General features: G+C 29.5%; 26 protein-coding genes. 9 read left to right on the forward strand and 17 right to left on the reverse strand.

The genetic code is table 11. The features are described from left to right. Positions 1-88 precede the first annotated feature (88 nt). Both B2S02_RS09045 and B2S02_RS09050 read left to right on the forward strand, forming a co-directional pair. Complete coding sequence (locus B2S02_RS09045; protein WP_346847085.1) at positions 89-577, forward strand: thioredoxin family protein; 489 nt, start codon at positions 89-91, stop codon at positions 575-577. Positions 578-676: 99 nt separating this feature from the next. After that, positions 677-1288 (forward strand): HutD family protein, encoded by a 612-nt coding sequence (locus tag B2S02_RS09050; RefSeq protein WP_346847084.1) that lies wholly within the window; start codon positions 677-679, stop codon positions 1286-1288. 118 nt (positions 1289-1406) lie between these two features. Here the strand turns inward: B2S02_RS09050 and B2S02_RS09055 are convergent, their stop codons facing one another. Together B2S02_RS09055 and nth are read right to left on the reverse strand one after the other, a co-directional pair. Continuing rightward, the gene (locus B2S02_RS09055) at positions 1407-2579 is read right to left on the reverse strand and encodes an NAD(P)-dependent malic enzyme (protein WP_346878077.1); all 1173 of its coding nucleotides are present in this window, start codon (positions 2577-2579) and stop codon (positions 1407-1409) included. A 26-nt stretch (positions 2580-2605) separates the two neighbouring features. Beyond that, positions 2606-3247, reverse strand: a complete 642-nt coding sequence (gene nth, locus B2S02_RS09060; RefSeq protein ID WP_346847082.1) for an endonuclease III — start codon at positions 3245-3247, stop codon at positions 2606-2608. 185 nt (positions 3248-3432) lie between these two features. Here nth and hcp point away from each other — a divergent pair, with 185 nt between their 5' ends. Then, positions 3433-5091: a hydroxylamine reductase gene (hcp, locus tag B2S02_RS09065; protein ID WP_346847081.1), complete on the forward strand. Its 1659-nt coding sequence runs from the start codon at positions 3433-3435 to the stop codon at positions 5089-5091. Positions 5092-5147: 56 nt separating this feature from the next. Here hcp and B2S02_RS09070 read toward each other — a convergent pair whose 3' ends face one another. Further along, the gene (locus B2S02_RS09070) at positions 5148-5540 is read right to left on the reverse strand and encodes a bacteriohemerythrin (protein ID WP_346847080.1); all 393 of its coding nucleotides are present in this window, start codon (positions 5538-5540) and stop codon (positions 5148-5150) included. Between the two features lie 161 nt (positions 5541-5701). Beyond that, positions 5702-6205, reverse strand: coding sequence for a FliG C-terminal domain-containing protein (locus B2S02_RS09075; protein WP_346847079.1), 504 nt, complete (start codon positions 6203-6205; stop codon positions 5702-5704). Positions 6206-6547: 342 nt separating this feature from the next. Here B2S02_RS09075 and B2S02_RS09080 point away from each other — a divergent pair, with 342 nt between their 5' ends. Then, entirely contained in the window at positions 6548-7207 is a 660-nt protein-coding gene (locus tag B2S02_RS09080) for an NAD(P)/FAD-dependent oxidoreductase (RefSeq protein ID WP_414632293.1), read from the forward strand. 114 nt (positions 7208-7321) lie between these two features. Here B2S02_RS09080 and B2S02_RS09085 read toward each other — a convergent pair whose 3' ends face one another. Next, entirely contained in the window at positions 7322-8572 is a 1251-nt protein-coding gene (locus tag B2S02_RS09085) for a serpin family protein (protein WP_346878075.1), read from the reverse strand. A gap of 250 nt (positions 8573-8822) precedes the next feature. On the opposite strand from B2S02_RS09085, the gene B2S02_RS09090 reads away from it, so the two are divergent. Next, a complete protein-coding gene (locus tag B2S02_RS09090) occupies positions 8823-10151 on the forward strand; it encodes an MATE family efflux transporter (RefSeq protein WP_346878074.1) in 1329 nt (442 codons plus the stop codon). A gap of 64 nt (positions 10152-10215) precedes the next feature. On the opposite strand, the gene B2S02_RS09095 is transcribed toward B2S02_RS09090, so the two are convergent. The 7 genes from B2S02_RS09095 to B2S02_RS09125 form a co-directional block, all read right to left on the reverse strand. Next, positions 10216-11478 (reverse strand): MFS transporter, encoded by a 1263-nt coding sequence (locus B2S02_RS09095; RefSeq protein ID WP_346877624.1) that lies wholly within the window; start codon positions 11476-11478, stop codon positions 10216-10218. 10 nt (positions 11479-11488) lie between these two features. Next, positions 11489-12277 carry a zinc dependent phospholipase C family protein gene (locus B2S02_RS09100; protein ID WP_346920600.1) on the reverse strand — a complete coding sequence of 263 codons (789 nt, stop codon included), beginning with the start codon at positions 12275-12277 and terminating at the stop codon, positions 11489-11491. A gap of 170 nt (positions 12278-12447) precedes the next feature. Beyond that, on the reverse strand, positions 12448-13836 hold the full coding sequence (locus tag B2S02_RS09105; protein ID WP_346878072.1) for a hypothetical protein: 1389 nt from the start codon (positions 13834-13836) through the stop codon (positions 12448-12450). Positions 13837-13838: 2 nt separating this feature from the next. Next, complete coding sequence (locus B2S02_RS09110; protein WP_346878071.1) at positions 13839-14399, reverse strand: sigma-70 family RNA polymerase sigma factor; 561 nt, start codon at positions 14397-14399, stop codon at positions 13839-13841. Between the two features lie 193 nt (positions 14400-14592). Continuing rightward, entirely contained in the window at positions 14593-14748 is a 156-nt protein-coding gene (locus B2S02_RS09115; protein WP_035129613.1) for a rubredoxin, read from the reverse strand. Between the two features lie 234 nt (positions 14749-14982). Further along, positions 14983-15906, reverse strand: coding sequence for a hypothetical protein (locus B2S02_RS09120; protein ID WP_346878070.1), 924 nt, complete (start codon positions 15904-15906; stop codon positions 14983-14985). Positions 15907-15924: 18 nt separating this feature from the next. Further along, entirely contained in the window at positions 15925-17304 is a 1380-nt protein-coding gene (locus B2S02_RS09125) for a bifunctional metallophosphatase/5'-nucleotidase (RefSeq protein WP_346878069.1), read from the reverse strand. Between the two features lie 223 nt (positions 17305-17527). Here B2S02_RS09125 and B2S02_RS09130 point away from each other — a divergent pair, with 223 nt between their 5' ends. From B2S02_RS09130 to B2S02_RS09145, 4 genes are all read left to right on the forward strand, one after another. Then, positions 17528-17698, forward strand: a complete 171-nt coding sequence (locus B2S02_RS09130) for a spore coat associated protein CotJA (RefSeq protein ID WP_150844121.1) — start codon at positions 17528-17530, stop codon at positions 17696-17698. A gap of 14 nt (positions 17699-17712) precedes the next feature. Continuing rightward, positions 17713-17961, forward strand: a complete 249-nt coding sequence (locus B2S02_RS09135; RefSeq protein WP_035129619.1) for a spore coat protein CotJB — start codon at positions 17713-17715, stop codon at positions 17959-17961. Positions 17962-17978: 17 nt separating this feature from the next. Then, positions 17979-18566: a manganese catalase family protein gene (locus B2S02_RS09140; protein WP_346847068.1), complete on the forward strand. Its 588-nt coding sequence runs from the start codon at positions 17979-17981 to the stop codon at positions 18564-18566. Between the two features lie 169 nt (positions 18567-18735). Next, the gene (locus B2S02_RS09145) at positions 18736-19107 is read left to right on the forward strand and encodes a hypothetical protein (RefSeq protein WP_346847067.1); all 372 of its coding nucleotides are present in this window, start codon (positions 18736-18738) and stop codon (positions 19105-19107) included. A 153-nt stretch (positions 19108-19260) separates the two neighbouring features. On the opposite strand, the gene B2S02_RS09150 is transcribed toward B2S02_RS09145, so the two are convergent. From B2S02_RS09150 to B2S02_RS09170, 5 genes are all read right to left on the reverse strand, one after another. Continuing rightward, positions 19261-19698, reverse strand: a complete 438-nt coding sequence (locus B2S02_RS09150) for a GNAT family N-acetyltransferase (RefSeq protein WP_346920601.1) — start codon at positions 19696-19698, stop codon at positions 19261-19263. 19 nt (positions 19699-19717) lie between these two features. Further along, positions 19718-20164, reverse strand: a complete 447-nt coding sequence (locus B2S02_RS09155; RefSeq protein WP_346847065.1) for a GNAT family N-acetyltransferase — start codon at positions 20162-20164, stop codon at positions 19718-19720. 101 nt (positions 20165-20265) lie between these two features. Then, positions 20266-21120 (reverse strand): GNAT family N-acetyltransferase, encoded by an 855-nt coding sequence (locus tag B2S02_RS09160; RefSeq protein ID WP_346920602.1) that lies wholly within the window; start codon positions 21118-21120, stop codon positions 20266-20268. A 423-nt stretch (positions 21121-21543) separates the two neighbouring features. Next, the gene (locus tag B2S02_RS09165) at positions 21544-22347 is read right to left on the reverse strand and encodes a GNAT family N-acetyltransferase (protein ID WP_346847063.1); all 804 of its coding nucleotides are present in this window, start codon (positions 22345-22347) and stop codon (positions 21544-21546) included. A gap of 276 nt (positions 22348-22623) precedes the next feature. Beyond that, on the reverse strand, positions 22624-23121 hold the full coding sequence (locus tag B2S02_RS09170) for an LURP-one-related/scramblase family protein (protein WP_346847062.1): 498 nt from the start codon (positions 23119-23121) through the stop codon (positions 22624-22626). Between the last annotated feature and the right edge of the window lie 13 nt (positions 23122-23134).

Consider the following 23134-nt stretch of genomic DNA (forward strand, 5'->3'; position numbering starts at 1 on the left):
ATTATATTGAATAATTTTAATTTAATACAATACATTCTAATTTATAAAAGACAAAATTTAGTTATAAGTAATTGGAGGGTAAGATAATATGTTAGATTTTAATAAAGCCTTAAGCTTTGAGGAGTATGTAGAAAAACAACATGCCAAATATGGAAATATCCAAGATAAAACCTATGCAGACACTGAACTTTCTAGTGATACTAAGGAAGAAATAAAAAAACTAGACAAGGTTGTTCATGCTGCAATATTTACAGAAGGTTTTTGCCCTGATTGTATCGTAACTATTCCTTTCGTACAAAAACTTTCAGAAGAAAACCAAAACTTAAAGGTTCATTTATTTCCTAGAACAGGCTACGAAGGTTTTCTTGAAGAAGCAGTAGGCTGCAAAAGTATTCCTGCAGTAATCACTTTTACTGAAGAAATGGATCCTAAGGGTGCCTATGTAGAAATGCCTAAGGAGTTATTTAAAAAACTTCCTGTAATCTCTAATGATGAGAGAAAAGTTCTTGTTGCAGAATATAGATCCGGAAAATACAATGATTTAATAGAAAAAGACCTTTTAGATATAATACTTTAATTTTGTGATACATTTTAAAACTCATTCCTATATTTATTCATATATGGATGAGTTTTTTGTATTAATATTATATATGTTAATTATTAACGGGGTGATATTATGGGTTATAAAACAGAAATAATAACAAAAGATAAAATAAAAACTTCTAATTGGAGTGGGGGAACTACCAATGAAATATATATTTATCCTAAAGACTCTAATTACAAAGATTTAAACTTTAAATGGAGAATTAGTTCTGCCACTGTAGAGTTAGAACACTCCACCTTCACTAATCTTCCAAAAGTTTATAGATATATAACAACTTTGGAGGGTTCCATGGATCTTTGTCACAATAAAGGTCCTCTAATTCACTTAGAACCTTTTGAAGTTCATGGATTTTCTGGAGATGTAAACACAGAAAGCTTTGGAACTGTTACAGACTTTAATTTAATGATAGGACCTGGATGTGATGGGGTAATGAATGCACTAACTTTAAGTGAAGGTTCTTTACTAAAGCTGAATTTAAACAAAAGGAAAAACAGATACTCTTATCATAATTATATATTTTTCTCACCTAATTCAGACCTAACCCTTACAATAGATGGGAACAATATATCTCTACCTAAAAATCACACCTTAATCATAGAAAGTTGTGAAAAGGATAGCCTTTCTTCTATAGAAATTGCCTCCTCACAACCTTGCAATATCATTAGTATAGAAGTAGGCTTTTAAAGTTATTTATTCAAATCTATGGCTCTGTTGAAAATTACAGTGATAAAATATAAATCTAATTTTTATAAAGTATGGAGCATGTACTTTAATATAGGTACATGCTCCATATTTTTAGTCTCTACAGACTTGCTACTCCCATTTCTCTTGCTATTCTCATAACTTCCTCTGCTACTTTGCCTGACACTCTCTTGTCTAAGGCATTTGGGATTATGTTTTCTTCATTTAATTCTTCTTCTGGAATTAGGTTTGCTAAAGCTCTTGCTGCAGCTAACTTCATTTCATCGTTTATTTCTGTTGCTCTAACTGTAAGAGCTCCCTTAAATATACCAGGGAATACTAGAACATTATTAATTTGATTAGCAAAATCTGAACGGCCTGTTGCTATTACTCTAGCTCCCCCTAATTTAGCTTCATCTGGCATTATTTCTGGAGTTGGGTTAGCCATAGCAAAGATGATTGCATCCGAATTCATAGTTTTTACATCTTCTGAATTTATCATATTAGGTCCAGATACTCCTATAAACACATCAGCTCCTACTAAAACTTCTTTTAATGAACCTGATTCTTTATTTTTATTAGTAACCTTTGCTATTTGCTCATGAGACTCAAATAAACAGTTACCACCATCATAAATAGCACCCTTCCTATCACACATGATAATATTTTCTGCTCCCGCCTTTAAAAGCAATTTACAGATAGCAATTCCAGCAGAACCAGCGCCATTTATTATTATTTTAACATCTTTAATATTCTTCTTAGTTAACTTTAATGCATTATATAAACCTGATAATACAACTACTGCAGTTCCATGTTGGTCATCGTGGAATACAGGAATATTTAACTCTCTTTTTAAAGTTTCTTCTATATAAAAACATTCAGGAGCCTTTATATCTTCAAGGTTTATTCCTCCGAATACAGGACATATTAATTTTACAGTTTTTATTACTTCTTCTGGGTCTTCACTGTCAATACATATTGGGAAAGCATCTACTCCAGCAAATTCCTTAAATAATAATGCCTTTCCTTCCATTACTGGAATTGAAGCTTCTGCTCCTATATTTCCAAGTCCTAATACTGCTGTTCCATTTGATACTATAGCTACAGTATTAGATTTTATTGTATAATCATAAACCTTATCTCTATCCTTAGATATTTCAATGCAAGGCTCTGCAACTCCAGGAGTATAAGCTATAGATAAGTCTTCTCTTGTATTAACAGGAATTTTACTTATAACCTCTAGTTTTCCCTTCTTCTCCTTGTGCATTTTTAAAGATTGTTCACCATATGACATAATTAAATCCTCCTAATTAAAATAATCTATTTTTTTGAAGATGCCTTATTTAAGTAATCACAATAAGGTGCTATAGGACATTCATGACACTTTGGCTTTCTAGCATCACATATTTTTCTTCCATGCCAAATAATATAATGATGTGCATCACTCCACATGTTCTTTGGTATGTACTTCATAAGTTTTTCTTCAACAATTTCTACATTATCTCCAGGTGCAAAACCTGTTCTATTAGAAATTCTAAACACATGGGTATCTACAGCTATAGCAGGCACTCCAAAAGCATTAGATAAAACCACATTAGCCGTTTTCCTACCTACTCCTGGAAGGGCTATAAGTTCTTCCATAGTTCTTGGAACTTGACCATTATGTTTTTCTACAATGGATTTACATGCCCCTAATATATTTTTACTTTTATTTTTATAGAATCCACAACTATGAATCTTTTTACCTAATTCTTCTTCACTTAAAGTTAGTATAGCCTGTGGAGTATTATACTCCTTATATAATTCCTTTGTAACTATGTTAACTCGCTCATCTGTACATTGAGCAGAAAGTATAGTTGATACTAAAAGTTCAAAGGGTGTTCTAAAATCTAACCCGCAGGCAGCTCCTCTATAGGTCTCTTCTAATATTTCTAAAATTTTCTTTCGTTTTTCTTTATTCATAAAATCACCTCAATAAATTTCAATGATTGTAGTATTCCTAGTTAGTTCACTTCTATTATATCAGATTTTTATTATTTTACTTAATTAAATAAGAGTTTAATTAGTATGTATTTATTTATAAAAGAATAATATTATTTTATAAACAAATACTATAAAAAACTTAATACAATAAGGAGGATTATTAAATGGATAATGCAATGTTTTGTTATCAATGTGAACAAACTGTAGGGGGAAAGGGATGTACTAAGTTAGGTGTTTGCGGTAAAACCCCTGAAATATCAAATTTACAAGACTTATTAATTTATCAGTTAAAAGGAATTAGTTGTTATGCTAAAGATTTACTTGATAATGAGCAAGTTATAGATAAATCAGTTGTTAGTTTTGTAGAAAATGCTCTATTTACAACTTTAACTAATGTTAACTTTGATGCAGCAAGCCATTTGAATATGCTTAAAGAATCACAAAAAATTAAAGAAAACCTAAGAAGTAAGGCATCTACCGATAAGGCGTATCCTGATCAAGCAACCTATAATTTAAGCAAAACTAAAGAAGAAATGCTTAAGGATGCCGTTAAAGCTGGAATTATGTATGATGGAGATTTAGATGCTGATATACGTTCTTTAAGACAAACTATTGTTTATGGTCTAAAGGGAGTAAGTGCCTATGGACACCAAGCTAGATTCTTAGGTTACTATGATGACCAAGTTGATAACTTCTATTTTCTAGGATTAGAATGTACAACTAATGATAACTTATCTGTTGAAGAGTTAATTAGGATGACTATGAGAACTGGTGATATGAGTGTAGCTGTCATGAAAAAACTTGATGAAGCTAATACTGAAAGTTATAAAAATCCAACGCCTCATCTAGTTAATGTAAAAGTAGAAAAAGGACCTTTTATAATTGTTTCTGGTCACGATTTAAAAGATTTAGAGATGCTATTAAATCAAACTGAAGGTATGGGAATAAATATATATACCCATGGTGAAATGCTTCCTGCTCATGGTTATCCTGAACTTAAAAAATACCCTCATCTAGTAGGAAACTATGGTAGTGCATGGCAAAACCAACAAACGGAATTTGATAACATCCCTGGCTGTATACTTATGACTACTAACTGTCTTATGAGACCTAGAGAAACCTATAAGGATAGAATATTTACAACTAACGTAGTTGGATGGGATGGAGTTAGACATGTCACTCTTAAAGAAGATGGAACAAAGGACTTCTCTGAAATCATAAATAAAGCTTTAGAATTAGGTGGATTTACTGCTTCTGAAGACAGAAAAGAAATTCTTGTAGGTTTCGGTCATAAAGCTACCTTAAGTAATGCTGGTAAAATTGTTGATGCAGTTAAAAAGGGTGAAGTGCGCCACTTCTTCTTAATAGGTGGTTGTGACGGTGCAAGACCTGGAAGAAACTACTATACAGATTTTGCAAAAATGGTTCCTGAGGATTGTATTATCCTTACTTTGGCTTGTGGAAAATATAGATTTAACAAACTTGAATTTGGTGAAGTAGCTGGATTACCAAGACTTCTTGATGTAGGTCAATGTAATGATGCTTATTCTGCAGTAAGAATTGCTACTGCTTTAGCGGATGCCTTTGAAACTGATGTGAATGGATTACCATTATCCATTGTACTATCTTGGTATGAGCAAAAGGCTGTAGCTGATTTACTAGCTTTATTGTCCTTAGGAGTTAAGAATATATTCCTAGGACCTTCTCTTCCTGCATTTATAAGTCCAAATGTACTTCAATACTTAGTGGACACCTTCCAATTAACTCCTATAAGTACACCAGAAGAGGACTTAAAAACTTGTCTTAAACAAAGAGTTAACTAATATATTAAATGGTAGCCCATAGGACTACCATTTATTTTTATATAGTTCACAAAAACTTACCCTTGTGCAATCAGCTTGTCTTTTTCAAGAATGTGACTTACTAACCACTGATTTACGAATTCTAATAAATCAAGAATATATTTATGTTGATTCTCATCAATTTTATTTAAATCTATTTCCTCTAATTTTTTTATAAAGTTATCATGATCTATTTTTTGAGTAAACATTTTTTTATAATTTATACTCTCCATATAGGCTTCTTCATCTCTAAAGTGAAGAGCAGCATACCCTTTTAATTCTTCAATTAAATTTACTATTCTATCATATTTATCAATAATGAACTCATTATTTAATAACTCATAAATTTTATCAGCTATTTCAAAAAGCATTTTATGTTCATTATCAATAATCTCTATTCCTGTTTTAAATTCTTCCTTCATTTCGTACATTTAAATTACCCTCCAACTTCTCTCAATAGTGCTAGTTAAATACGTTCAACATGAATTTTTTGAACTATTTCACTCTAGGACTACATAATACCATATAAGTCAATATTCTTCTATAACTTCAAGTAATAAAATGGTGTATAATCCCTTAACTTAAACTTTTATTACTTATTATTTATTTCCATTATTATCTTATCTTGAGCCTGAAGTATTTCATACAATTGAACACTTCCTAATTTTCTTCTCGCCTCTACAAAATCAATATCTGGAAATATATTTTGAATATAATAAATAACTCTTGGTGAAGCTCCTAATATAGCTTTACATAGAGTATCCATATCTAATTTACACAGAACTGTTTTCACTCTTTCCCTATCTATACTAATAATATCCTCAAAACTAAATAGTTTCATAGATATTTTGTTAAATAAATATATGTCATTTTCTTGTATTGTCATCATTAATCTAGATTTTTCAACATCTTCAAGATTCCTTAGTAATTCTATTATCTGTTCTTCAACACTTAAGAGTTCTTTGTATGTTTTTTCTAGATAGTAGGATATTTCCTTCCAAAGTTCTTCTGTTACTTGTCCATTCCTAATAATTTCTTCATAATATTTGGTCCTTAGTTCTACTGATAGCAATGACACAAAAAAAGTTAAATTCATAATAATTCCCCCATAAACCCCATTGGTATAAATAAATTTATAACTATATACTCGTACCACTTTCCTAAAAATGAAATAATAACCTGTATTTGTTTCAAATAATTAACAATTATTACTGAACTACTTTGTGTGTACAGACAAAAACCTACAATAGGAAATAAATTTAGTTCTCTTTTAAGTATTAAATAAAAATATGGCATAGTAGTTACATGATGACATTCATTCCTTTACAAATTTAAGTACCTTCATTATCATAACTCTTTTGAATTCAGCAAGGTCAAGTAGATTAGTTCTTATTAAATGAGGTATAATATATTTAAAAAATATAGGAGGCAATATGTTTTGGCACATTACGGGAATCTTCAAAAAATAAGGGATGGTAAAAGAAAATATGGTATAACACCTCATATTCCTGGAGGTTTTATAACTCCAGAAAACCTTGAAAAAATAGCTAAGGTAGCTAAGAAGTATAATGGAGTTATAAAAATAACATCTGGACAAAGAATCTTAATAACTAATTTAGAGGAAAATGATCTACCTCAAATATGGGATGAACTACATATGGAACCCGCTGTTAAAACTCAAAATTCCGTTAAAAATGTAGAGATGTGTCCAGCAGGATATTGTAAAAGATCAAAATTTAATACAATTGGTATAGGTATGAAATTATCTAAAAAATATCAATGGATGGATATGCCTTGTAGAACTAAAATAGGTGTAGCTGGATGCAGAAATGCTTGTGGAAGTGTTTATAGTAAAGATGTGGGTGTTATAGCAGATATTAATGGTAAACTCATGGTAACAGCAGGTGGTTCAGCTGGATATAACCCTAGGATTGCAGATATTATAGCTAATGATTTATCAGAAGAGGACACTTTAAATTTAGTAGATGCTATATTTGATTTTTATAAAGAAAATGCTCATGATGGAGAAAAATTAAGTTTTTTTATTGAAAGAATTTCAATAGAAAACTTTAAAAAAGAAGTTCTAAGTAGGTGTTAGAATTTTTTATGATTTTAGTAAATGATGAAGAAAAGATTAACCATGTATTATAAATAAGCTAATTAAAGGCAAATAACAGGAGTTTTTATTAACTCCTGTTATCTTTTCCCTTTATTATTTTTTCACTTCTTCTAGTTTACCCATGAATAGTATAGTTCCACTTTCTTCATCTTCTATAATAAATACAAAAGGTCTATCAGCTATAAACTCTTTAGGGTCATTAATTATTGGCATTGCAGTTTCCCTAACTTCAACTATAGTAACTGCAGCTGCTTCACTTCCCTTTTCATTTACTTCTATTTTCCCTTGATGTAAAACGCTACTAACATATATATTTTCCCTTATTCCACTAAGATTAGCTCTATCACTAAAAATATCCTTCATTCCTAGGGCCACTAGAGATCCTTTTAATTCTTTAGTTCCATATTCCATTTCAAACTTCGGAAAGCTTACATTAACAGCTTCCGGCTCTTTTCCAATGGATTTTTTTATAGAATTCCACTTATTCATATCTAAATTATTTATAAAATTATCTATACTTAAACCTTCCTTTGGTAGTACTGCATACATAGATACTTTTCCACTATCATAAGGCATTTTTATAATTTTAAAATCATCCTTTTCTCCATAAAAGGTTTTATCATCAGCCGCAACCTTCCTCATAAAGTCTATCTCTGTTTTATCTCCCTTTGAATTTGTAAACTCACCTATAGTATTATTGTTTGTATCAAATGGTTCTTGCCATTGCCCCTTGAAATATATAGCATTAATTAAATACATAATAACATCACCATCAATAGGACCTTTTAGCATATCTTTAATCATGTTATTAGTAGATTTTTCAATCCAATTATTAATTTTATCCATAGATGAGGATTTAGAGAAGTCCAAGTTATCCACTTTTGCACCAAAGATATCCTTATTAATGTTTATAAATTCTTTATTTATATTCTGACCTTCTCTTATCCATATAGAGTTACTTAGATTTAGCTTTACATTTTCATCTACATTCTCCAAATAACTATGAAGAATTTTATAACTATTATTTATCTTATCATCATTCATTCCTTCATAGCCTAGTACCTTATTCATCTCTGCCTTTGTATTCTCTTTAGCTCCATTATAGGTCATAGTAAGTGCCATGGAAATGCTCAAAGGAGATATAAACACATTCTTATTATTTTCATCCTTTGAAATTTCTTTGAATATATTGAATGCAAATTTATTATTGCCCTCAACCACTTCTTTATCCACCTCTTTAGCTGAAATCTCTTCCTTATTTTTACTATAAAATTTCTCACATCCAATTAAAGAAGTAGCTATTATAGCTATAAGCATTAAAGAAATTATCTTTTTTAATTTCATAACCTCACCTCTAAATTTAGTTTCACTTTATATACGCTGTTAAAGTGTTATAGTGCTATTTTTTATATTATTATAAATCTAATAATCAATTGATTAAATTATTTTCTATTGTATAATGGACATGTAATGCCTTAATAATTACCTATATCTTGAAAGCATTTTACTAAATTTAAGTATAGGTATTACTAAATTATGATATAAAAAATGTTAATGTAGAATAAAAATATTGAATTAATAAAGTGAGGTTTATATGACTAAGGATTTAACTAAAGGAAATGAAACCAAAGCTATAATAAGCTTTGCCATTCCCCTTATTATAGGAAATATATTTCAGCAATTATACAATATAGCCGACTCCATAATCGTTGGTAAATATATAGGTGCATCTGCTTTAGCGTCAGTTGGATCTTCTTTTACAATTATAGTATTTTTAACATCTATTATTCTGGGACTTTGTATGGGCGCATCCGTTGTATTTTCTCAATGCTTCGGAGCTAAAGATAATGCTAAATTAAAAAGTAGTATTTTTACTGCCTTTATCTTTATCGGCTTAATAACTATCATAATTAATTTATGTGCTATTTTCTTTACTGACAATATCTTAATTTTTATGAATACCCCACAGAGTTTATTTAATGATGCTAAACAGTATATAATTATAATCTTTTACGGTATAAGCTTTACCTTTATCTATAATTATTTTTGCTGTTTACTTCGTTCTGTTGGAAATTCCTTTATACCTCTTGTATTCTTAATAATAGCAGCCATAATTAATATAGTTCTTGATATTGTTTTTATAACTGTGTTTAATCTTGGTATTGCAGGGGCAGCTTATGCTACCATAATAGCTCAAGGCATCTCTGGAATTTTAACAGCCATATATTGTTTTATCAAACTACCTGAAATTAGATTTAAAAAATGCGACCTTAAAATAGATATAAAGATTTTAAAGTTAGTAGCAAATTATAGCCTTCTAACAAGTATCCAACAATCTATAATGAATTTCGGAATTTTATTAATTCAAGGCCTAGTAAACTCCTTTGGAGTATCAATAATGGCAGCCTTTGCAGCAGCTGTTAAAATAGATTCCTTTGCTTATATGCCTGTTCAAGATTTTGGTAATGCTTTTTCCACCTATATTGCCCAAAATAAAGGTGCCGGTGAAGCTTTAAGAATAAAAAAAGGAGTAAAATCTTCATTCAATATTATTACCTTATTTTGCATTATAATATCAGCAATTGTAGTAATATTTTCAAAACAATTAATGACTATATTTATATCTCCATCAGAAGTTGAAATTATAGCTTACGGCTCTCAATATCTATGTATAGTAAGTGTATTTTACTTTCTCATTGGATATCTTTTCATGTTCTATGGTTTTTATAGAGGTATAGGTTCCACTAATATATCTATTTTTCTTACTATTATATCCTTAGGACTTCGTGTCGGAATTTCCTATTGGCTAGCTCCTACCTTTGGTATAACTGCAATTTGGTGGTCTATTCCTATAGGTTGGTTCATTGCAGATATAATTGGCATATCCTTTATAAAAAGGTTTATAAGGAATATAAATAAATAATAAAAACCTCTTACAGATTACTCCTTTAAGTATCTATAAGAGGTTTTTATATAATATTTTAGATTTATAAACTAATAGTAGTTTCTTTTTCTATAGATATATTTACTTTATCTGCTGCTTTAAATATTATAAGTCCAAAAATAAACATTACCACAATTCCTGCTACCCCAGCCTTAGAGCTTCCTGTTATATGGGTTGCTATACTCATAAGCATAGTTCCCATGAAAGCAGCCCCTTTGCCAAATATATCATATAGTCCAAAGTATTCACTAGATTTCTCCTTAGGAATAATTTTTGAGAAATAAGATCTTGATAATGCTTGAATTGCCCCTTGAAATACTGCAACACATACTGCAAGAATCCAGAATTCCCACGCTTTATCTAGCTGTAATGCGAATATGGTTATTGCTATATAACCCATAATTGAAGCTGCTATTAACTTATCACTTTTAAACTTTTTAGATAATCTTCCAAATAAAATAGCACAAGGAAAGGCAACTACTTGAGTTAAAAGTAATGCTAATAGTAAATTACTATCTGTAATTCCAACATCTTTTCCATAGGATGTGGACATGCTTATAATTGTATGAACTCCATCTATATAGAAGAAAAATGCAAGGAGGAATAAAAAAATCTTCTTGTTTTTTCTAATGTTTAAAAGAACCTTACCTAGCCTCTTAAAACTTTCTGCCACTGGCTTATTTCCTTTTTCAACATAATACTTTTGTTTATAGTTCTTTAGTAGGGGCATTGTTATTAGTAACCACCATAGAGCAGTTAATATAAAGGCTGTCCCCGTTGCCATGGCAGTTGTAAGTCCAATTTTATCTGCAAAAAGTACGAGAAGTAAACTTACTGTAAAAGGAATGCAACTTCCGATATACCCCCAAGCATATCCATGAGATGATATCTCATCCATTCTATCATCAGTAGTTATGTCGTTGAGCATGGCATCATAAAAAATAAGGCTTCCTGAAAAACCAACCTTTCCTATGACAAATATAGCTAGGAATACAATCCATGGTACTGGAAGAGCTAAAGCTGCACAACCTAGCACTCCAAACATCATGAATAATGAAAATAGTGGTTTTTTATAACCTTTAGTGTCCGCTACGGTTCCAAGTATAGGTCCAAGTATCGCTACAATAATTGTAGATAAGGATACAGCATAACCCCAGTAAGCTGTTGAATCTGCTGGTGAAATCCCTGATAAACTCGCAACATTTTTAAAGTAAATAGGAATTATAGTAGACACCAACATGGTGAAAGCTGAGTTTCCTACATCATATAGAATCCACTGCTTTTCTAACTTAGTAAATTTACTCATTTTACCCCTCCTATAGAAAATTTCTATTGAAGAATTCCCCTAGGTTGTCATTACTTATTATAGCACTATAGTACTCTTCAACTCTATGTACTGCCTCATCTATAGCCTCTTCATAAAGGTTTAAAAGCTTTTTATTTATTTCTATACACTTTATATTTGGCTCTACATTAATTATCATACGGCTAAAGCCTTCTCCACCTTTAATTAAGCCTAATAAGCCTTTTATAATCTTTCTTTTCAAATTGTTTTCACATAATAGTAGTTTATTATAAAACCTTACAGACTTAAGGCATTTATATATTTCTTTTCCACTAACATTATCATAAATGCTAGCAATATGTGCTGCTATAACCTTATTAGGAATAATATGAGCTCCCGCACTATGCCTTTGTGGACTTAAATTATTTCTCCTCATTAATGCTCCATCTAACTCTGCTTCTATTTCAGCATGAGATATATTACTTTCCTTCATAGCTTCTGCAATAAAAGGATGACAACTACTATCAAGGACAAAGTGGCATACAAATCCTAAAATATAAGAGAGACAAATCTCATCCTTACTTTCTTTAATATACTTTTTCGACCTTTCTAAAAATCCATAGGCCTTTTCATCATGTAATCTATGTCCATACTTAATTATTTCATTCTTAAATAAGGGCTTGTAATAGAAAAGTATATCTGGACCATTAAGCCCTATATAATATGCTTCTTTATTTTGTATTATAATATCTTTTATCCCATGGGGCAGTTTTTCTAAGACAGTATGTCCAAAACTATAGTGAGTATAACTTGCGGGCATATAAATCCACCTTTCAAATTTCATAAATATTCTGACTTCTATTATAATTATATATTTTTTATGTTTTATGTGAGTTATATTAAGGTAAAATTCTTGTAAATCCTTATACTATTAATATTCCTAATTTAATTATAAAAGCACCAACTAATTAAAGCTAGTGCTTTTATAATTTATTCCACTATGAACTGCCAATTACCCTGTTGATGAACTAAAATATTATTTACATCTATATATATCTTTCTTAAAAATCTTTCTGTAATACTTAAATCTTCATTATCTAGGTATACCTCACCTTGCTGATTTTCCATATCACCCATGGCACCACCAGTTCTAAAATTTTCTCTTACCATAAATATTGTTCTACTTTCATCATAATTATTACTAAAATCAAAGTGTATAGTATACTCTCCACCTTTATTTGTGATAGAAGCAGCTTTAATACTATCTTGAAGCCCTTTAAGTTTAAGATCTTCATTTATTTCAGAAGTTTCACCCTTCTTAGGAATTCTTATAGCTAATTTACCTCCTTCTTTTAAAACATAATTTATATCTATATCCTTTATTTTTATATCTAATTTGCCTTTGTAAGGATCTAATATTTTAAAAGCTCTCCCAGTTCCATCATTAGCATTTTCTATAGCTAGTAAAGTACCTTCTTCATCTCTAACTTCAACTTTTCCAATGGCATCTAAACTAATGGTGTAATCTTCACGCTGCTGATAATCTATATTGCTCCATATTTTAAAGTATCTTTCTCCTTCTTCATAATAACTAGTTGCCCCTAAAAGAACTTCTTTATCTATGGCATTTCCACCAATTTCATCATAACCATTTTTAAAATCTACCTTTTTTAAATTAAACTCACCTATATCTTTATCCTTATAATGCAACTTAAAATCTGTTATTAAACCCTCACCCTGCTGAAAAGTAAGTCCTGTATATCCTCCACTTGCAAAGCTAGTTAATCCTACATTATACATATTTCCGTCACTAGTCTTTAATTTTAAGTTGTTTATTATTTCTCTATGATCCCCTATGCCTTCAGCTTCTGCATCCTGGTTAAACCACATTTCAACATATATATTCTCACCATCATTTGTAATACTTTTTACTAATGCAGAACTATCATCAATATTAATTCTTACTGGTTCTTCTAGCATATATAGCTCTTTATCTGCTTGTTGCTTTATAATGCCTTGGGAAGGAGTAAATATTAGTTTTTCAGCTATCTGTGCAATGACTTCCTTGCCTAAATGGGACATGCCTATTAATAGGGCTAATATAGCAACCACTGCAGCCACTTTATACTTCTTCATAGATCTTTGCATTTTCCCGTTTTTCTCTTGATTAAACTGTATTTTTTCTTCCTTACTTTTTTCTTTATTTACTTCTGTTAAATCAATACTATCATGACTTTCATAATTATCTATATCTGCTAATTTCTCCTTCAAGGATTTCTTCAATCTCTGTTTTTCAACTTCATCCATAGGAATTTCTTCAAACTCACTTATATCAAAATCAATCTCATTAAATTTATCATATATATCCTTATTATCCATAACTATACCCCCTCCCTAGCTTCCTTATAATACTCTCTTCTTATCTTTTCTCTGCCTCTACTAATTCTAGTATTTATATTACTTACAGAAAGCTTTAATGCTTCACTAATGCTTTTACTCTTCTCTCCAAGTAAAAATTTCATTATAAAAATAGTTTTATCTGGTTCCTCCATACTTTCTATAATACTTACTAACCTACTATTTTCTATATCATCAAGATAATGATCTTCTGCACTTTTACCATCAGTGATAGCTTCATCCATAAGCTGGTTATTTTCTTTTTTACCATACTTTCTGAAGTAATCAATTGCTTTAAATTTTGTTATAGCCCCTATCCAACTTTTAAACTTAGAACTATCCCCAGTAAACTTATACCCATTAACCCAAATTGCCATAAATACATCTGACATACATTCCTCAATTAAACCTTTATCCTCTACAGAACATAAGGTTTTAGATATAATTCCTTTTACTAAGGGCCCATATATATCAATGATATAATCAAGAGCTTTAGGATTTTTTCTTTTTAATTCTGCAATAAAATTGTCTTTATCCACCCTCATTAAATCTCCTCCAAATTTCCTTCTTCACCCTATATATCGAAAGCAATATAGCTTTTCTTACAAAATTATAAAATTAAATATAAAAAGTGTCTTAAAATATACTATACTTTAGTTTTTACTAAAATATAATCCAATATTTTAAGACACTCTTAAATTAAACATTATTTAATTATTTACTTCTCTAATTACTTATCTAATCTACAGAATCTGTTTCCTCTAATGGTTTAAAGAAGCTTTTATCCCTTTTACAAACAGGACATCTCCAGTCTTCTTTTAATTCTGCAAAAGGTACCTCTTCTTGGCTTTCATCATACAAGTAGCCACATACACTACATTTATAAATTTTCATATCAATTCCTCCTCAATATAAAATTATATTAATAAACTCCTTATGTTAGTTAAATTACCAACTCAGGATTATTAATCTCTTACCCTTTGATGTAGCTTTAGTCATCCTATTTAAATTGTAAATCTCCTGAAAGTCCCATGAACAAAACAACTATTTAACTAGTTATATATATTCCTAGTTGTAAAGTTTTATATTTTTATATTTACATAGTTATATACTTGCCTTTTCAAGATTCTATGGCTCTACCTGTATAAAAGTATTTCCCCCAGAGGACTCCAACTTATTGAGTGTACCATTATTGTTAATTGACGTCATAGGGTAATATTTATATTTAAATCCATAGGTATCTTGAACCTCGACTAAAACATCTAACATATCTCCATTTTTTAATTTATATTTCTCTTTGATAGTTCCAGTATAATTACTAACTTCACTTGAAGGTTCATTACTTTTTTCTAATTTAATTTCATCTATAACTTCCTCATTTATTCTTATCTTACATGAAGCTTCTTCTACAGAATTTCCTTTTATAGAACTTGGATAAATGACACTTTCAATCCGTCCATCAATTATAACTTCATCACCCTTTGTTTCATATTTCCCTTTAAAAGGTTGAGGCATAATTTGAAGTTGATACTCCATTTGATCTATATATTCATCTTCCCATGTTTCTTTTTTCACTTCTTCTCCATAGTCTAAAGTAAATCCAAATTTAACAGTACTCCTTATGGGAACTGCTATCTTTGCACTATAGTTTAAAGCTTTATCTAATTTACCTTCAACACTCTTACTATCTCCATCGCTACAGTCATAGTTAAAATAAAACTTTAATCCTTCTTTATATACCTTAGGAGTTCCTTTAAGATTAATACTAATGGTTTTGTTTTCTGCATCTAGCCCTTCTACTGAGTAACTAAAGTCACTTAAAATACTCCCTTGCTTTTTTAGGGTTTCTTCTACGGTGGTATTAATGCTACTTAAGGATGTCCTCATATCATTATACTGATTATAAATATCACCTCGTAAGCTATCTAGGTCTTGTCTAAGAGAATTAACTTTTAACAAACCCCACAGATTAAGCAATATCAGAACTATAAATCCTATAATAACTCTTCTTTTTACCTTTTTATTTTTCTCTAATAATTTATTATCTTCCACTTCAATCCCCTTTCATAACTATATTCTTATCCATCTATCTTCTAATGCTTTATTAACCATATCTTCATCACATAAATATTCTCTTAATATATCTCTTATGTATCTATCATCATATTTATGATTAGAATTATTCTTTAAATCTTTATATCCAGAACCTCTATGAAGATAATCAGAGCTACTTACCCTGTAAACTTTATCTTCCTTAAGGGGTTGTCCATTTATAATAACTTCTAGTACTTCTCTTTCCCTATATTTAATCTTTACATTTCTAGAAAAATGAAGTCTTCCTACATATTTTCCTCTAAAACCTGGTCCCCTACCATCAGCTAAAACTATGTCCCCATCTAAACTTTCCTTAATAGCTTCTAATATATATTTACCTTCAATTTCAAAGTATGTAGGATTTAATGGAGATGGCTCTATTTGTAATAGCTTAAGATTAGTTACTGCACCTTTTTTTATTCCTCCATTTAATACTCCACTATTTATGAAAGCAAAATCACAATTATAAACTTTATATAGTCCATCTGCTAATAAGTTAGTAATAGGATTTTCTTCTATTACATCATGCCATAAATTTTCTTTAACTTCATATAGTGGTATAGAAAGATTATTTAAAGCTATCTCTTTATTCTTCTTTAATACTTTAATTATACCTTTATCCATATCTAAGCCTTCTATATTTATATTTTCGCCTTTTACTAAACTTACTTTATTATCTTTTATAGATAGTTTCAATACTCCCAAGTGTTCTCCAAACTGTCCTGAGGTATGGATTATGGTATTATTTATGATCTTAGGTTCATCCATAAGGATATGAAAATGTCCTCCTATTATTACATCTACCTCTGAAATTTTTGTTGCAATCTCTTCATCCTTATCCATACCTAAATGGGATAGAACTATACATATATCATATTTACCCTTATTATTATTTATCTCCTTATTTATTCCCTGAAGATAATCTAAAATATCTAATCCACAGCTTGTACTAAACTCATTTAAATTTGGAGAAGCACCTATAATTAATATCCTTAATCCAGCTTTATTAATTATTATACTTTTGCTTAGCCCTTCTATTTCCTCACCATTGAGTTTTCTTATATGACAACTCAAAAAAGGTATCCTTCCATCAGAGGTTAATCCTTCTAAAGTATGAATTCCATCAAAGGTCTCATTATTTCCAATAGAAATAGCATCATATTCAGCTTCTTGAAGTAAGTCTATTGCAACCTTCCCCTTAGTCCCATTAACTTCTACTCTTTTAAAATCTGCTAGATCTCCTGCATCTAATACAATTGTATCATCATTTTTTAACTCATTAATTTTTGTAGTTATTCTTGCTAAATTTTCAAAATTGCTATGTATATCGTTAGTATGTAATATTTGTAATTCCATAATACATCTCCTTTGTATATGCTAATAAATCATTATAAAATTTACATAAAAATATCTTTAGCTAAATCAACGAACATTATATATATCCATATATATAAATATTTTACAACATACCATGGAATATTTATATAAAAACTTCGTTGAAATTGAAATTTATTTTCACAAATATTACATATATAACATAACATACTATTAGGTAGAAATTAATTCAAGGAGAAAACAAATGAGCAATTATAGTAATTACTCACATAGAAAAATGGAATACGCTTGTGCTTTTGTATTACCTCAAGCATATGAAAATTTATTTTTAGTTAAAGATGCTCTATCAAAGGGCACAATATTTAAGGATTTATATAAACCTTACAACGAGAAGAAAAACTCAAGATGGGAATAGAGGGGTGAGATATTATGTATGATCAAGAATTATTAAATAATATAAGAAAACTTCAATTTTATTGCATAGATTTAAATCTATATCTAGATAACTTCCCTGATAACGAGGAAGCTACTAAGGATCTACAAGCCGTATCTCATAAGCTCGGAATATTAGTACGTCAATATGAAGAAAAATATGGCCCACTTACTAATTTCGGCTCAGCCTCTGTTGAAAGTCCAATGTGTTGGACTTCATTACCATGGCCTTGGGAAAATTATTAACACAGGAGGATTATAATATGTGGTATTATACAAAAATGTTAGAATATCCAATAAATCTTAAATCTAAAGATCTTAGAATGGCAAAATTTCTAGTAGCTCAATATGGTGGCCCAGATGGAGAATTAAGTGCAGCACTTAGATATTTGAATCAACGTTACACTATGCCTACTGGAAAATCTAAAGCACTACTTACTGATATAGGTACAGAGGAGATGGCTCACGTTGAAATGATAGCTACTATGATTTATCAACTTATGAGCAATGCTACTCTAGAAGAGCTTGAAGAAGTAGGACTTGGTGGTCACTATACTAATCATGGAAGAGCTTTATTCTACACAGACCCTAATGGAGTACCTTGGACAGCAGCTTATATACAAGCTAAAGATGATGTAGTTGCAGATCTTCATGAAGATTTAGCTGCAGAAGAAAAAGCAAGAGCAACCTATGAGTGGTTAATAAATCAAAGTGATGATTATCAAATTAAAGAAATTTTGAAATTCTTAAGGGAAAGAGAAGTTGTTCACTTCCAAAGATTTGGTGAAGCTCTAGATGACGTGCAAGACTGTTTTAAAAGAAAACCATTACTAGATCCATTGAATAGATAAATTAAAAATTTATATTCTAAGTGAATATACTTATATAAATAAGGGGCTTGCAAAATAAACTAATTTTATATTTTGTTAAGATCCCTTATTTTAATTTTACTAGATAACATTGTTATGATTACTATAAAATTTCATATAATATAATAATCAATAAAAAAGGAGATTAATCATGGATAAGAGTCAAATTAAATCCTTAATTAAATGTGTTGTTTGGGGAATAATCTGGTCTATTATCTTAGTGTTAATTGGATTAGGTATTGTTCATTTTACTGCCCATAACTTAAAGGATGTTTTATTTATTGAAGGTATAATATTAGTTATTTTAGGAATTTCTTCTTTCCTAGGAGGAAATCCAACGGGATTATCTCTTCAAGGACTTTGTCAAGCCAATGCTCAGTATATAGCAAATGCCAATCTTGAAGTAACCAAAATGGAAAAAGAAAAAACTAGTACTATTAAAAAGAATTTTAAGGCTAGCATAAATACTATTTCACTAGTTATGGGTGGTGTAATATGTATAATAATCAACTTCATCATTTAGATTTTAAAAATATTATAGGGGATATCAATAAATAAACTTCTAATCTTTCACTATGTTGAGCTTGTACTTATATTGGATGACAAGCTCAACATTAATTTAAGATTTAGCTTATTTTGAGATATCCCCTTTCTTAAATCAGAAGTTTTAACTATATTATAGTTGTATCTCCATTACTACTTCTCCCCACATTATCTTTCCAGTTTTTCTAAAACCTACAGCTTCATATAATTTTTCAGCAACACTATTTTCTGGTTCAAAGCTTGTATAAACTTTTATATTTCCATGTTCTTCTTTTAATAGTTTTAAAAGTTTTAATATAGCAGCCCTACCATAACCCTTACCTTGATATTTCTTGTCCATCATAAGTCTACACATCCACCAGCTATTATCATCACTATCAAAGCTGTACATTAAAAATCCTACTATAACTTCTCCATCATATATTGCTAACGGATAGTTTCCCTCTTCAAACTTAGACTCTAATATAGAGTATGAGTTTGATGCTACGAAACACTTCTGGTTTTCTTCTACAGAGAGCTCAATACATTCTCTCCAATTGTCATTGTCTATTGCTTTAAAAATAAGATTCATAAATATTTCCCCCCTAATATTATATTTCTTTCTTATAAAAAATCTCATCCTCAGCTTCAAAGCCAGTTATAAACTGTTTAAAGCCAAAACTAGAGTACAGATTTTTTGTTACTATATTCTTCGGATGAAAGCTTAAATATATAGTTTTATATTTAGATTTTTTCTTGATATCTTCTAATACTAATGCTAATGCTTTTCTACCATAACCATTTCCTTGATATTTTTCATCTATCATAAATCTTCTTAATTCGGCCATTTTATCCTCATCTTCTTCTCCATGCATAGCAAATCCAATAATTTTATCATCCTTATATATTCCTAACAGTGTATAATTAGGATAAAATCTAGATTCTGCAATAGACTTCAAATTAGAATGAGGTAAGTACCTCTCTTGCTCTCTTGATACTTTTAATTTAGTACATTCTTCCCAATTTTCTATATCTATATCTTTAATGCTAATATTCATTTATTTATTCACCTACCTATCGCTATAATTTTGAAAGCACAACTCTATCCTCATATTTATCAGTTGATTTGTAATTAACTTATTATTCTTATTTCATACTTCTAAATTATATATCTATAATAATCTAATTGTGTTTTAATCTTAAATCCATTATTAATATAAAGGTTATATGCTATATGATTCTTACTATCTACCTCAAGATATATGTATTTAACATCCAAAGTCAACGCCTTCTCTATTCCTTTGCTTAATATCTCTTTTCCATAGCCAAGTCCTCGATACTTAGTTGAAATTCCTAACCCACAAATGAACGCATTGCAACCTTCTAAGCTAATACTACATATACCAACAATTTCATTATCCATTTTAGCCATATAGGATATCCTATCTTTAGATTCTATTGCTCTATTAACAATTGCCTTTCCTTCTTCCAAAGTTTTATTAAAAATGTCTATGTGTAGCTTTGCTATTTCATCTACATCTTGATTAATTATTTGATATAATTTTAGCTTGTTCTGTGCTTTAGTAAATTTATCCTTTTTATATACTAATAGATACTCAGAAAAATCATATTTAACATTAAATTTCCTTAAAGTTAACCTACCATCATTGCTTGAAGGCTCATGCACAAAAAGTATTTCTCTAACATCATACTTTCTTAGCTCATTAATAGCACTTTCTAAAAGTATTTTAAAGAAACCTTTCTTTCTCTTCTCTGGCAATGTATATGTAGAAATCTCTGCCTGCTGTGATGTTGGTATAAACATAGCTAGAAAGCTTACAAGTATTTCTTCTTCATATAATAGGAAAAAACAATTTATTTCCTTATTAAAGTTAATTTCGTTTGATAGAAATGCGCCTCCTTTAGTTTTATCGTAGTTTTTGCAAGCCTCTTCTAAGTTTTCAATATCTTCAATCTGCTTCTTATCTAGTTCTCTTAACTCTAAAATTTGCATTAATTCTAACCCCCTACATAAAAATGGCCATATCCTTCACCGCAGATGATAGGATATGGCTAACTAGCACATATTTGCTTTAAACATAGTCTTAAACTTAAATATTATTTTTAAGTTCACTATGCTATTTAAAATATTTAGATATAAAAAGCCCTAGGAATACCCCTAGGACTTAATTACAAATTAATACTTTAAATTCAACTTTAAAAACCTATAATTTCAGGTAGGGCGTTATTATATATTCTATTTAATTTTATATTATTTTTATAAAAATCTCTGTTCATAAACAACGTATTCCCACCTTTCTCATTACTTATATTTACATTATAAGTTTTATTTGTATCACTTGTCAATATATTTATTCTCAATCCCAAATAAACCATGCTGCTTCTAATTTATTCCCCTCAAAATCTTTGAAATAGATTAATTCCCTCCCTTGTTATCTTTAAATTCCACTCTTAAAAGTCTGGTCTTACTTACGAATCCGCTACTTTCTAAAGTTTTTTTAGAATTTGTATTATAGTACCAACATCCGCAAATTGGAATTTCTCCTTGCTTATAGCAAAGTTTCTTTAGCTCTGCTATAATAGTTCTTCCAATACCCTTTTGTCTATATTCTTCTCTAGTAAACATTCCTATACTAGTATATCCTTTTAGTACTTCTCCTTTTTCTTGTATACCAAAACCTAACACGTTAGTACCCTCTTCAAAAATATATAATTCTCCATCTTTAACCTGTTTGTATACGTCTTCAAAGAAGTCACCACTGAATTCCTTTATCACATCAATATCTTTATCCTCTGCTTTTCTTAGATTACCATTGTTATAATACCTTATTTTCTCTGGGTTACCTTTATGATCCTGGAAAAAATAAGCTTGATTTTTTACTTCTTTATTTTCTATATCACATATACAACTTAAATATAACTCGTCTCCTGTAAATACATAGGCTGATTTTGGTTTAAACTTTTTTAATATAGCATTAAAATACTTTTGAGCGTATTTTATATATTTACACTTGATATAAAATAGTGTTAATAATTCATCATCATATATAGCAAAATATCCTATATACTTTGAATTCATAACTATTCTATAAAACTTAGATTTAATTATATGGTCCTCTAAATATGAATCGAAGGGTGAAGACAGGGTTTTTATATAATCTTTTAAAAACTTACTTATATCATCACAATTAGTTAATTCGAAGCTTATACTTGTTTTCATATGTTTCCCATAATCTCCAATAAATTAAACCCCTGTGCCCTTATTAAAATACCTTCTTTCATGCTACTGCTTATATGTCGCATAAATAATCTTTCTTTAATAATTTTACTCATTTTTATCTAGTAAGTACCTGTTAATAGTACCACTAAATTCCCCCCTTTTTTATTTTATTTACCCCAGTTATTTTATTTACTTAGTAGCTTGTCTTTCTTTTATTGCAATAATAGTTCCCCCTAGTAATTTTTTAGGTTGCTAATTTACTATCTAATTTTAAACTTAGTTACCCCTATTATTAGCAGTACACATTTCACAGTCTATAGCTAAAACTATAGCTAAGCATAATATTTCATCAACCTGATCAGATATATTTAGTACATAGCTATCTCCCCAAGTAAACCATTCCTTGCTCACCGTCATAACAGCATATTCACCTTGATATAATGTATAATCATGGGCCCAAAAATCACCTGTTAACCTTAAGTCAGTTCCATCTAGATAATAATTTTGATTAATAAAAGTAAATTTTTTTATCAAATCTCCAATTACCATGCCATTTATGATAATTTCAAACTTAGGCATAAAGGTAAAGAGTTTCTGCCTTATATAGCCCACTTCCTTATGACTTATATCATAAATATGAAGTTTATGCCCCATGGAAAACATTTCACCTTCAACGAAATATTTATCTTCCTCTTTTTCATCTTTAACTATAAATCTATCAGTAAATGAAAATACTTTTTGCTTAATATATAATTTCATAGCTTCCTCCGTCATATATACTCATTAT

The organism is Clostridium sp. UBA7339 (genome assembly GCF_002470865.1).
Lineage (GTDB): Bacteria > Bacillota > Clostridia > Clostridiales > Clostridiaceae > Clostridium_J > Clostridium_J sulfidigenes.

Bases quoted from the DNA above. Each gene is read 5' to 3' on its own strand.
- B2S02_RS09045 (WP_346847085.1), top strand. From the start codon at position 89: ATGTTAGATTTTAATAAAGCCTTAAGCTTTGAGGAGTATGTAGAAAAA.
- B2S02_RS09050 (WP_346847084.1), top strand. From the start codon at position 677: ATGGGTTATAAAACAGAAATAATAACAAAAGATAAAATAAAAACTTCT.
- B2S02_RS09055 (WP_346878077.1), bottom strand. From the start codon at position 2,579: ATGTCATATGGTGAACAATCTTTAAAAATGCACAAGGAGAAGAAGGGA.
- nth (WP_346847082.1), bottom strand. From the start codon at position 3,247: ATGAATAAAGAAAAACGAAAGAAAATTTTAGAAATATTAGAAGAGACC.
- hcp (WP_346847081.1), top strand. From the start codon at position 3,433: ATGGATAATGCAATGTTTTGTTATCAATGTGAACAAACTGTAGGGGGA.
- B2S02_RS09070 (WP_346847080.1), bottom strand. From the start codon at position 5,540: ATGTACGAAATGAAGGAAGAATTTAAAACAGGAATAGAGATTATTGAT.
- B2S02_RS09075 (WP_346847079.1), bottom strand. From the start codon at position 6,205: ATGAATTTAACTTTTTTTGTGTCATTGCTATCAGTAGAACTAAGGACC.
- B2S02_RS09085 (WP_346878075.1), bottom strand. From the start codon at position 8,572: ATGAAATTAAAAAAGATAATTTCTTTAATGCTTATAGCTATAATAGCT.
- B2S02_RS09090 (WP_346878074.1), top strand. From the start codon at position 8,823: ATGACTAAGGATTTAACTAAAGGAAATGAAACCAAAGCTATAATAAGC.
- B2S02_RS09095 (WP_346877624.1), bottom strand. From the start codon at position 11,478: ATGAGTAAATTTACTAAGTTAGAAAAGCAGTGGATTCTATATGATGTA.
- B2S02_RS09100 (WP_346920600.1), bottom strand. From the start codon at position 12,277: ATGCCCGCAAGTTATACTCACTATAGTTTTGGACATACTGTCTTAGAA.
- B2S02_RS09105 (WP_346878072.1), bottom strand. From the start codon at position 13,836: ATGGATAATAAGGATATATATGATAAATTTAATGAGATTGATTTTGAT.
- B2S02_RS09110 (WP_346878071.1), bottom strand. From the start codon at position 14,399: ATGAGGGTGGATAAAGACAATTTTATTGCAGAATTAAAAAGAAAAAAT.
- B2S02_RS09115 (WP_035129613.1), bottom strand. From the start codon at position 14,748: ATGAAAATTTATAAATGTAGTGTATGTGGCTACTTGTATGATGAAAGC.
- B2S02_RS09125 (WP_346878069.1), bottom strand. From the start codon at position 17,304: ATGGAATTACAAATATTACATACTAACGATATACATAGCAATTTTGAA.
- B2S02_RS09130 (WP_150844121.1), top strand. From the start codon at position 17,528: ATGAGCAATTATAGTAATTACTCACATAGAAAAATGGAATACGCTTGT.
- B2S02_RS09135 (WP_035129619.1), top strand. From the start codon at position 17,713: ATGTATGATCAAGAATTATTAAATAATATAAGAAAACTTCAATTTTAT.
- B2S02_RS09140 (WP_346847068.1), top strand. From the start codon at position 17,979: ATGTGGTATTATACAAAAATGTTAGAATATCCAATAAATCTTAAATCT.
- B2S02_RS09145 (WP_346847067.1), top strand. From the start codon at position 18,736: ATGGATAAGAGTCAAATTAAATCCTTAATTAAATGTGTTGTTTGGGGA.
- B2S02_RS09150 (WP_346920601.1), bottom strand. From the start codon at position 19,698: ATGAATCTTATTTTTAAAGCAATAGACAATGACAATTGGAGAGAATGT.
- B2S02_RS09155 (WP_346847065.1), bottom strand. From the start codon at position 20,164: ATGAATATTAGCATTAAAGATATAGATATAGAAAATTGGGAAGAATGT.
- B2S02_RS09160 (WP_346920602.1), bottom strand. From the start codon at position 21,120: ATGCAAATTTTAGAGTTAAGAGAACTAGATAAGAAGCAGATTGAAGAT.
- B2S02_RS09165 (WP_346847063.1), bottom strand. From the start codon at position 22,347: ATGAAAACAAGTATAAGCTTCGAATTAACTAATTGTGATGATATAAGT.
- B2S02_RS09170 (WP_346847062.1), bottom strand. From the start codon at position 23,121: ATGACGGAGGAAGCTATGAAATTATATATTAAGCAAAAAGTATTTTCA.